The 10,676-nt window shown below is 32.0% G+C and carries 8 protein-coding genes; 1 reads left to right on the top strand and 7 read right to left on the bottom strand.

Annotation, left to right across the window (positions count from 1 at the left end; translation table 11 throughout):
- Positions 1 to 245 precede the first annotated feature (245 nt).
- The 7 genes from ACI3VO_RS15190 to ACI3VO_RS15160 form a co-directional block, all read right to left on the bottom strand.
- On the bottom strand, positions 246 to 1,418 hold the full coding sequence (locus ACI3VO_RS15190) for a M20 family metallopeptidase (RefSeq protein ID WP_439758727.1): 1,173 nt from the start codon (positions 1,416 to 1,418) through the stop codon (positions 246 to 248).
- A 160-nt stretch (positions 1,419 to 1,578) separates the two neighbouring features.
- A complete protein-coding gene (locus ACI3VO_RS15185) occupies positions 1,579 to 3,078 on the bottom strand; it encodes an AbgT family transporter (RefSeq protein ID WP_439758728.1) in 1,500 nt (499 codons plus the stop codon).
- A 168-nt stretch (positions 3,079 to 3,246) separates the two neighbouring features.
- Positions 3,247 to 4,425, bottom strand: coding sequence for a M20 metallopeptidase family protein (locus ACI3VO_RS15180; RefSeq protein WP_439758726.1), 1,179 nt, complete (start codon positions 4,423 to 4,425; stop codon positions 3,247 to 3,249).
- 427 nt (positions 4,426 to 4,852) lie between these two features.
- A complete protein-coding gene (locus ACI3VO_RS15175) occupies positions 4,853 to 6,163 on the bottom strand; it encodes a winged helix-turn-helix transcriptional regulator (RefSeq protein ID WP_439758725.1) in 1,311 nt (436 codons plus the stop codon).
- A 23-nt stretch (positions 6,164 to 6,186) separates the two neighbouring features.
- Positions 6,187 to 6,873, bottom strand: coding sequence for a response regulator transcription factor (locus ACI3VO_RS15170; RefSeq protein WP_439758724.1), 687 nt, complete (start codon positions 6,871 to 6,873; stop codon positions 6,187 to 6,189).
- A gap of 58 nt (positions 6,874 to 6,931) precedes the next feature.
- Positions 6,932 to 7,783 (bottom strand): alpha/beta hydrolase family protein, encoded by an 852-nt coding sequence (locus ACI3VO_RS15165; protein WP_439758723.1) that lies wholly within the window; start codon positions 7,781 to 7,783, stop codon positions 6,932 to 6,934.
- A 10-nt stretch (positions 7,784 to 7,793) separates the two neighbouring features.
- A complete protein-coding gene (locus ACI3VO_RS15160) occupies positions 7,794 to 9,275 on the bottom strand; it encodes a histidine kinase (RefSeq protein WP_439758722.1) in 1,482 nt (493 codons plus the stop codon).
- Between the two features lie 105 nt (positions 9,276 to 9,380).
- Here ACI3VO_RS15160 and ACI3VO_RS15155 point away from each other — a divergent pair.
- Positions 9,381 to 10,676 (top strand): MATE family efflux transporter (locus ACI3VO_RS15155; RefSeq protein WP_439758721.1); only part of this gene is annotated, 1,296 nt, incomplete at its 3' end.

Raw genomic sequence — 10,676 nt, 5'->3', positions numbered from 1 at the left:
TATACATCTATGCAAAGTATCATAACCGGACTTTTTTTTATCTTTTCAGATATTTTTGTCTAAAATATTTATTTTTTTATATTAATAATAGAATTATATTTTAAAAAATATATAATTATCGATATTTTCCATTAAATATTTTATAATTTTCGACAAATAAAAAACTGACAAAATAGACTCTAAATCTACCTTGCCAGTTTTTATTTTACTATAATACTTATCCACTATAAGATTTATCTAAGTTATTATTTTTCGTATTTATTTAAGAAATCTACAGCATATTGAGCATATAAAGCAGCTCCTGTTTCTAATGCATCTTCATCTACAGCGAATTTACCGTTGTGATGAGCATAGCAGCATCCTTTTTCTTCATTTCTGCAGCCTAAAAATGCTATTGCACCTGGAACATGTTCTAGGTAGTGAGCGAAATCTTCTCCACCAGTTAATTTTTCAAAGTGGTAGTTTCCTTCTTTTCCTAATATTTTTTCAACTGAACCTTGTCCTATTTCAGCACATTGAGGGTCGTTTATTGTTGCAGCAACAGCGAAGTCAAAATCTAATGTAGCTTCTGCTCTGAATGCTTCAGCAGTATTTTTGATTACTCTTTCCATCATTACAGGTAGTTGTTTTCTAAGCTCTGGATCAAAGCATCTAGTAGTACCTTCCATATATCCATCTTCAGCTACTACATTAAATCTAGTTCCTGATTTTAACATACCTACAGTAAGAACTAATGGATTATCTGGTTTTGTTTCTCTACTTACTATTGATTGTAAATTCATAACGATTGCAGAACTTGCAACTACAGCATCTATACAGTTTTCTGGTTGAGAACCATGTCCACCTTTACCTTTTACATTTATGTAGAACCAGTCTGCAGACGCCATTCTTGGGCCAGGTTCTATAGATACTTTTCCTACTGGAACATCTGCCCATATATGCATACCAAATATAGCATCTACACCGTCTACTGCACCGTGTTTTATCATTTCAAATGCACCCTTACCAGTTTCTTCTGCTGGTTGGAATACAAGTCTTACAGTACCGTTTATTTGATCTTTTATTTCAGTAAGTATCTTTGCTGCTCCCAAAAGCATAGATATATGGCAGTCATGACCACAAGCATGCATCATACCTTCGTTTTTAGATTTGAATTCAAAATCTGTAAGCTCATCTACGCTTAATGCATCTATATCAGCTCTAAGAGCTATTGTTTTTCCTGGATTTGCACCCTTTATAGTGGCTATAACCCCAGTGTCACCAGCACTTACGTATTCTACTCCCATTTTATCTAATTCTTCTTTTATTTTTTTAGTAGTTTCAAATTCTTGCATACTAGGTTCTGGATATTGATGGAAATGTCTTCTCAATGAGATAACATAATCTTTGTTTTGCTTTGCTAATTCTTTTATTTCCATTTTAATTTCCTCTTTTCTTTAATCAATTTATACTTAATAAATTTTATTCTAATGAATTAAAGAGCTATCTCAAAATTGATATAGCTCTTCAATATTAGTCAATTATATCTAAATCTACATCAAAATTTATTTGCGAGATTTATATCTTGTATTTTATACCCTATATATAGATATTTCCATTTGGTCCTAGAGGTATGTTTGCTAACATGAATATTAATAGCAATACTATCCAAGCAACAAGGAATATCATAGAATATGGTAGCATAGCTGCCATTATTGTACCCATACCAGTATCCTTATCGTACTTCTTAGCATAAGCAAGTATAACTGGGAAGTATGTGAATATTGGTGATATTGGGTTAGTTATTGAGTCACCTATTCTGTAAGCCATTTGAGTTAAAGCTGGAGAATATCCTAATAACATAAACATTGGAACGAATATTGGAGCCATTATAGCCCATTTAGCAGAACAGCTTCCTACGAACATGTTTATGAAGCAAGCGAATATAACGAATGCTATTATTAGAACTGGACCAGTTAATCCTATATTCTTTAACCATTCAGCACCTTTTATAGCAAGTAATGCACTCATATTTGATGAGTTGAATAATGCTAAGAATTGACCTGCAGCAAATGCTAAAACTATGTAAGATCCCATACCAGCCATTGATTCATATAATAAAGCTGCTACGTCTTTATCATTTTTAATTTTACCAGCAACTACACCATATATAACACCAGGTATGAAGAATAATAAAGTGATAAGTGGAACCATACCTGCCATTAATGGAGCAGATGATGCTAATAATGAACCTGTTTCTGGGTCTTTCATGAATGCGTTAGGTCCTATACATAATGCAACTACTATTACTATGTAGATTAAAACTGCTATACCAGCATATTTTAAACCTTTCTTTTCTGCTGGTGATACTTCTGCATTAGCATCGTATCCAGTATCTTCATATGGAGTTCCATCAAAACGTGGTGCTATGTATTTTTCAGTTACAAAAGTACCTATAGCTGTTAATATAAAGCATGATACTATTAAGAAATAGTAGTTCATTGCTGGAGTACTTGTATAGCTAGGATCGATTATTTGTGCAGCTGGGATAGTAAATCCTGCAACTAAAGCATCTAGCATAGAGATGATTAAGTTAGCTGAGAAACCTGCAGCAACACCTGCATATGCAGCGAACATACCAGTTAATGGATGTCTACCGATTCCTATGTAAATTAATGCAGCTAATGGTGGGAATACAACGAAACCAGCATCAGCAACAGCATTAGCCATTATACCTATGAATATAACTGCAGCTGTAACTGATTTTTTAGGAATTTTGTTTGTAACTGATTTTAACATTACTTCCATCATTCCTACTTTTTCTGCTAGACCTGCACCAAGCATTGTAACTAAAACTAGTCCTAAAGGCGCAAATCCTGTAAAGTTAGTAAGTATACTCTTTAAGAATAATTGCATTTGTTCTTTTGATAATAAGTTTATCCCCACAACAGTTTCTCCTGTACCTGGATGGACTGCTGTAACACCAGATTTTGCTACTATAGCTGATATAGCAATAACAACAAACCATAAAATGAAGAATATTGTTACTGGGTCTGGTAGTTTATTACCAACTCTTTCTACTCCATTTAAGAATCTCATAAACAGACTTTGTTTTTCTGCGGTAGCTTGTTTCTTTTCCAAAACGAAAACCTCCCTTTATATTTATTTATTTTAACTATTTAACAAAAAGCTTTTATATAAATAAACATAAATATAATTATTCAATATAATTCTTTTTTTGTCGCTTTTTACTAAATAGCTAATAACTTAGTTATTTAAATAATCTATAGCAGCTTGTGCTAAGCTTAGTGATAGGTTTTTCATATGCTTATCTTCCCAAGCAAATTTAGCATTGTGATGCAATATAGGATTATTTATATCTTCTGCCATTCCTACAAATGCAAATGATGCAGGTACTCTTTCAGAGAAAAATGCGAAATCTTCGCCACCCATAGATGGTGTAGGAAGCTCGTATACATTTTCATCTCCTACTATTTTTTTAGTAGCTCCTTCTAGTACATCTGTAGCTTCTTTATCATTTATTAGAGGTGGGAATTGTCTAATAAATTCAAATTCATAGCTAGCACCTTGAGGCTCAACTATACCTTTTACAAATTGTTCCATTGTGTGTTCTGCCCAAGTTCTAGTTTCTTCATTTAAAGTTCTAACTGTTCCTTGGATTATAGCTTCTGTTGGTATAGCGTTGTGACATTCACCAGAATGCACGTTACAACAAGATATTACAAATGGATTTGTTGGATCATTTTTTCTACTAACTATAGTTTGGAAAGCATTTATAACCTGAGCCATCATTGGAACTGGATCTATAGTTGCATGAGGTACTCCTCCATGTCCACCTTTTCCTGTTATTTTTACTGTAAATATATCAGGTGATGCCATCATAGCTCCGTGTTTTACTGCAACCTTTCCTGCTTCAACACTTCCCCATAGATGTCCACCGAATATTGCGTCTACCTTTGGATTTTCTAAAACTCCCTCATTAATCATTGGCAATGCTCCACCTTCAACCTCTTCTGCTGGTTGGAATATTAATTTTACATTACCGTGTAATTCATCTTTTATTTCGTTTAACATCATTGCAACACCTAAAAGACTTGCTGTATGTCCATCGTGTCCACAAGCATGCATTACTCCAGGAACCTTAGATTTAAATTCACAATTTGATTCTTCATTTACTCTAAGAGCATCCATATCTGCTCTAAGTGCTACAGTTTTTCCAGGATGTCCTCCTTTTATTAGACCTACAACACCAGTTTTTGCTACATTTTTAGTAACTTCAATTCCTAATTTTTCTAATTCAGATGCTATCAATTTAGAAGTTTCGTATTCTTCAAATCCTACTTCTGGATTCATATGAATTTGATGTCTTATTTCATATACCCTTTCATAATGCTTTTCCCATAAATCTTCTAATTTTTGGTTCATAACCTGCCTCCCCGTTAAACTTTTAATTCAATTAATTTCTAAATTATACAATTTTTGTATATATCTAAATTATAGGATAACACATTTGACTTTAAAATGACACAAAAATGTCAATAATTCTAAAAATAAATACATTTTTTTACATAATTAAAAATTTTATTACAAGTTAAATTTTTTTAAAGCATTGGAAATACTAATTTTTAACAAAATAATATTTTTTTTACAAAAATTTGACCTTATTTTTTTTACATTTATTTGTATTATATTTTTTCTATATTATTAGCATATTGATAATTATTTTGCTAAAATATATACGAAATATTTTTTTGAAATTTTCTATATTTTTTGTATATTTGCTCATTTACAATAAAAAAGACATATTAAAATTTCTAGATTATCACATTTTTAATATGTCTTTTTAATATTGTTAAAATTTAAATTTTATTATTCTTCTCGGTCTACCTGAACCGTCTTCAAAATGCTTACCTACAACCTCTACATATCCATAGCTTTCTAGCTTATTAATAGCTCTATTTACAGTTCTATAGGACATATCACATTGCTTTGACAATTCGTCTGCCGTAAATCGATCTTTTTTACATGTATCTATAGCATTGTAAAAAGCCAATATTTTTTTTATGCTGACATTTGTTATCTCTGCTATTTTAAGTAGCCTATCGTTAACTGCTATTTCTTTTTTATTCTCTATATTCGCCTTTACAGGTCCGATAATTCTTCCATCCTCATATATAATATATGCTACATTTTCATTTGGATAACCCTTGGCCTTTCTGACGGCATCGTTAGCCTTATACTTAGCTTCACTAGCAGTCTTACCGTATCCAATTCCCATTGAAATTTTATTTAAGGACTTTTCCCCAATATCCTTTAGCAAATCTATTTTTGTATAATTTTCTGTCTCTGTTTCCAGTATTTTTTTTGTAGAAATCATTATATATGTATTATAGCTAAATTCAATTACAGCAGCCTCTATTTTATTTGCAAATTCATAGATACTTTCTGTAACTTTATTTTTCTCCTTCACATAATAATACTCATTTCTACTTATTATAGAATAAGAGTCTGGAAAATCTATTTCCACAAAAATGGCTACAACCATACTGTTTGCATTTATCTTTGCTGTATATTTTAAATATAAATTTTGAAAGCTATCTATTATAATACTTTTAGTCGGTGTCACCATATAGCTATCGATTTTTTCATCATCAAGAAGTCTTTTTACATCACTCAAAGCCGTAATTATACAAACATCATCGTGTTTTTCTAAATTAGCTTTATGAAAATTTATAACCTCTTCTGTTATATCATTTCTATATTCATCTACTTCGTAAAGCATAATATTTACATCATCTACATCTATACCAATAGCTTTGTATACCTCTTCAATAGTATTTTTTGAATATGTATCTATACTTATATTTTTTATATTCTTTTTCAAATACAATGCTTTTAAAAGAGCAATCGACAGGGCACTTTCATGTAGAGGAAAATATCCCCATATACACTCCTCTTTCAAATAGGATTTTACAAATTTATAAACTACTACGCCGACAAACATTATTGCATCGTACTTTCTCTGTATGCTCCCGACAATTCTCACTGCTTTTGTATAATCGTCATAAATCACAAAATCTACATCTATATCGTCTATATTTTGTTGAACAATATCCTTTATAACATTTGCCGTATATACTGGCGCAATCAAAGCAACTTTCATATCTTCACTTCCTAAAATTACCTCTATTTATTTTTTTCAGAAAGGTACATAGCAGGCGTCTTTCCTGTCGCGTTTTTAAAATTTTTATAGAAATTATTCAAGCTGTCGTACCCAGTCATAAGGGCGACCTCCTTTACGCTTAACTCTCCGTTATCGAATAATTCTATCGCCTTATCTATACGTACCTTGTTTATGTATTTATTTATAGTAGTTCCCATATGAGTTTTAAATAGCTTTGATATATAGTCAGGAGATAAATATAAATTAGCTGCTATAGCTTTAAGTTCTATTTTTTTATCGTAATTTGAATGAATATATTGTATTACATCGTTTACAGTATTATTAGATGTAAACTTCCATCCCATAACTCTATTGATAGATGCTGTAAGCTGCTCGAATTCAATTGGCTTTAGTATTATATCCTTCGCTCCAAGGCGCAACGATTTTTGAGCGTATTCAAACGATTCAAATGCAGTTATAACTATAAACTTTGTATCTGAGACAGACTTCATAACTTCGAATCCATCTACTACAGGCATCTTTATATCTAGAAATACTAGCTGAGGCTTTAATTTGTTTATAAGCTCTATTCCTTCATCTCCTCTGCTCGCAGTCCCAACTATATCAAGAGGTAAATTCTCTTTTTTTACAAAATACTTAATAATAGAAACTACCGCTGGTTCATCATCTATAATTACTGTTTTTATCAATTTCGTCTCTCCTCAGTTTTTATATATAATTATTACATATCTATCAAATCAGATATCTCTATTTTTCATTTATTATTTTCTCTAAAAATTCAGCTACTGTTTGAGCTAGCCAAACTCTCTTGTTGGCGTAAGAATGATCTGTATCTGCAAATGCTTCAGTTAAATTGTTTTTGTTGTATTTTTTGATTTCGCTGGCTAATTTATCGTGGTGTAAGTATTTTTTGCTGACTGTATCTCTAGTTCCAACAGTTATAAGGAGCTTTTCATTTGCTAAAGCTTCTGCCTTATCTGGAAGGTTCCACTTATCTCCGTTGTCTAGGCATTCTTGCATTAGCGCTTCTGCACTTGTCCCGTTTAAAGGAGCTAAAGCAGTTTTGTACATTTCAAATGCCTCGTCTTTTTCCTTTTCATCGTAATGACCGATTTTTCCTATAAGACCGAAATCATATGGACTGATAGCTACAGATGCCTTTATTCTTTCATCGCAGGCATGAGTTAATGTCATAAATCCACCCATACTGTGGCCTATTAAAAATAGATTATCTGTATCTATATTGAATTCTTTTACTGTATTTTCGTCGACTAAATAATCTATTCCAGCCTTTACGTCCTCCATACAATGTGTAAATGAATAATCTCCCTTTACTCCCCAGCAACCTCTGTAGTGGAATCTCAATACATTCATACCACATCTTCTAAGTGCATGTGCTAGATCTATTGGATCGTCGTAGCCTGGAAATCCATGTAATAATAATGCTGTTGGATGAGGTCCTTCTCCTTGAGCCTTTAACATAAATCCATTTAAATTACTTCCGTGACTAACTACACCTGCATATAATAAATCTGGTAAAAATTTGCTATCACCTTCAAATATATCTACATCCTTTGTAACATAAGCTTTATCAAACATCGTCTTCCTCCTATAAATTATTATTTTTAATCATATTGACTATCGGAATATCTAAAATAAAATTAGTCTGATCCTTTTCGTTTGAAATAACATCCATTTTAAAATTGTTTCCAAACGCAAACTGCAACTTATTGTGTATTAAAGATAGTCCATGACCACTGTTGCTGTGTATTTTTTGTATAACTACGCAAACATCGTGATCAGATAAATACGATCCGTTATTTTTTACAACTATTCTGACTCTGTCTTCATATAGTCCAGTAGATATTTTTAATTTCTTCTTATCTACACTGTCTTTAAATCCATGGACAAATGCATTTTCTACTATTGGCTGTAAAAAATTAAATGGGACACTTATTTTATTATATGCCTCATCTAAATCGTACTCTATTTCTAGCTCATCTCCATATCTTATTTTTTGAAGATTCAAATATTTTTTTACATAATCTATTTCCTTCTCAAGCTCAGTAAACTCAGACTCTACCTTCATCGTATATCTAAAAAGCTTACTTAAATCAATTATAGCACTATACAGGTCAAAACAATCATTTTCAAGCGCCATACTAGCCATAGAATTTAAAGTATTGAATAAAAAATGGTGATTTATCTTCAAATTTGTTACCTTTTCTTTTTCCTTTATTAGGTTGTTTTTTAGTTCTTCTCCTAATTTCGAATTTTTTTCTATAGCCATATTTTTCTCTTGGACTTCGTGTCTCAAATTTGTAAATCCGTAGTAATTCACTATGCTCTTTGCGATTTGAATAAGAAGTCTCTTTATGCTCAGGGCTGTTCCAGTCGGCGTATCGTAAATATCCTTGTGATCGTTTTTCTTGCCGTCTGATGCAAGCAATATGTGCCCACCTCTTATATAACCTATTATATCACCCTCGTAAATTATAGGTATATGATAAATAGTAAGTCCATGACTACATTTAAACGAATACTGCTCATCCTCTGAATTATTTTTAGGAGTTAAGCATTCGCAATATGCAAATCTACCATTTAATAATCCGCACGTCTTTATGCAGTAGTTGTTGAAGCATTTTGTCTGTAAAAGTAGATTCCATGAAGCATCGTAAATAGTTATAGGTATATTGAGTGGCTCTATAAATTGAGTTTGTATCGTCTCTATTATGCTTTTTAATCCATCCAAATTTTGTGCTTCATAGTCGTAATTATTTACTATGACTGGATTTGATACTAATAATTCTCTAAGAGGAACCTCTCCTATATTGTGCGTCTCATGGGTAGCTCCACCGTCTATATATACAAAATCGCCGGCCTTTACGTGTTTTTTGTTTCCGTTTATCACGTGAATGCCTTCCCCCGATATAACGTAAAGCATTTGCTCCTCGCTATAATGGGTGTGCCTTGGCTGACTCTTTCCAGGGAGAACTACAGATATTCTGATATCCATGAGCTGTTTTTTGTCGTTTTCGTCGTGGATATGTCTCCACTCTATATATCCCCATTCAGTTCTTTGTATCTTCATAATTTTATCCCCTTGTGATATATTTATTATATTCTTTATTTTAAAACTAAATTGAATTAACGTGCAATAATTTTATACAAAATATCAAATCGAGGAGGTATTTTTATGGAGATGTCGATTAAAAAAAATTTTAATACATTCGAGCTTTTGCTTTTTTCATTTCCGTCTATGATAAATATGATGTTCGTCTCGTTATATCAAAGTGTAGATGGACTTTTTATTTCAAATTTAGTGGGGACAGATGCTCTATCTGCTGTAAATATCGTCTATCCATTTATCAGTGTCGTAGTCGGAATCGGTATAATGCTTGGAACTGGCGGAAGTGCGATTATAGGTATAAATCTAGGTATGAATAAGCCTGATGAGGCTCGCAAAAATTTTACTAGAATTGTAGTGCTTGGATTAATAGTTAGCACGGTAATATCTATTTTAGGATATATTTTTATGAATGAAATTCTCCACCTATTAGGTGCAAATGAACGATTGATGCCCTATTGTGTGGATTATTATAAAATTCAAATTTGGTTTATGCCGGCTATGATAGTCCAAATAATGTTTAGTAATTTCTTTATAACTGCTAGCATGCCTGGTGTGGGGCTGTTTTTATCTACTGCTGCTGGAGTTACAAATGCTGTTTTAGATTATGTTTTTATAAAAATATTTAACATGGGTATAGCGGGTGCTTCCCTTGCCACTGTAACTGGATATTTGATTCCATGTGTGTTTGCATTAGTTTATTTTACATTTGTTCGAAAAGGAGATCTATACTTTGTAAAAAGCAACTTTTGTATTGATACTATTTTAAAGGCTTGTGGTAATGGTTCATCTGAGCTTATAAGCAATTTAGCAGTCAGTGTGACTACTCTTTTGATAAACTACACCATGCTCAAATTAGTGGGTGAAGACGGTGTAGCTGCATTTACTGTAGTTTTGTATACTCAGTTTTTGTTTACTTCTATATTTATGGGCTTTTCTGAAGGAGTTGCACCTGTTATCAGCTATAATTACGGTAGCCAAAATAGAGAACAGTTCGATAGAATTACTAAAATATGCAAAAATACAATCGGATATATGTCTGTACTTATGATTTTATCTGCGTTTATTTTTTCTAAACAAGTCGTCGGAATTTTTATTCCCGCTGATTCTTCTGCCTACGATATCACACTTTTAGGGTATAAAATTTTTTCTGTAAATTATATTTTTGCTGGATTTAATATTTACGCCTCTAGCTTTTTTACAGCTATATCAAATGGAAAGGTATCAGCGCTGATTTCTTCTCTTAGAACATTTGTGTTCACTGTGTTGGGTCTTATAACCCTTCCTTATTTATTTGAAAATGGAATTTGGTTTGCAATACCTCTTGCTGAGATGATTACGCTTGCAGTCTCTATTTATTTTCTT

It is taken from the genome of Intestinibacter sp., assembly GCF_051866655.1.
Classification (GTDB): domain Bacteria; phylum Bacillota; class Clostridia; order Peptostreptococcales; family Peptostreptococcaceae; genus Intestinibacter.
This window is presented reverse-complemented; position numbering and strand designations above follow the sequence as displayed.

Coding starts and splice junctions, on each gene's coding strand:
- ACI3VO_RS15175 (WP_439758725.1), bottom strand. CDS start 6,163: ATGAAAGTTGCTTTGATTGCGCCAGTATATACGGCAAATGTTATAAAG.
- ACI3VO_RS15165 (WP_439758723.1), bottom strand. CDS start 7,783: ATGTTTGATAAAGCTTATGTTACAAAGGATGTAGATATATTTGAAGGT.
- ACI3VO_RS15180 (WP_439758726.1), bottom strand. CDS start 4,425: ATGAACCAAAAATTAGAAGATTTATGGGAAAAGCATTATGAAAGGGTA.
- ACI3VO_RS15185 (WP_439758728.1), bottom strand. CDS start 3,078: ATGAGATTCTTAAATGGAGTAGAAAGAGTTGGTAATAAACTACCAGAC.
- ACI3VO_RS15190 (WP_439758727.1), bottom strand. CDS start 1,418: ATGGAAATAAAAGAATTAGCAAAGCAAAACAAAGATTATGTTATCTCA.
- ACI3VO_RS15160 (WP_439758722.1), bottom strand. CDS start 9,275: ATGAAGATACAAAGAACTGAATGGGGATATATAGAGTGGAGACATATC.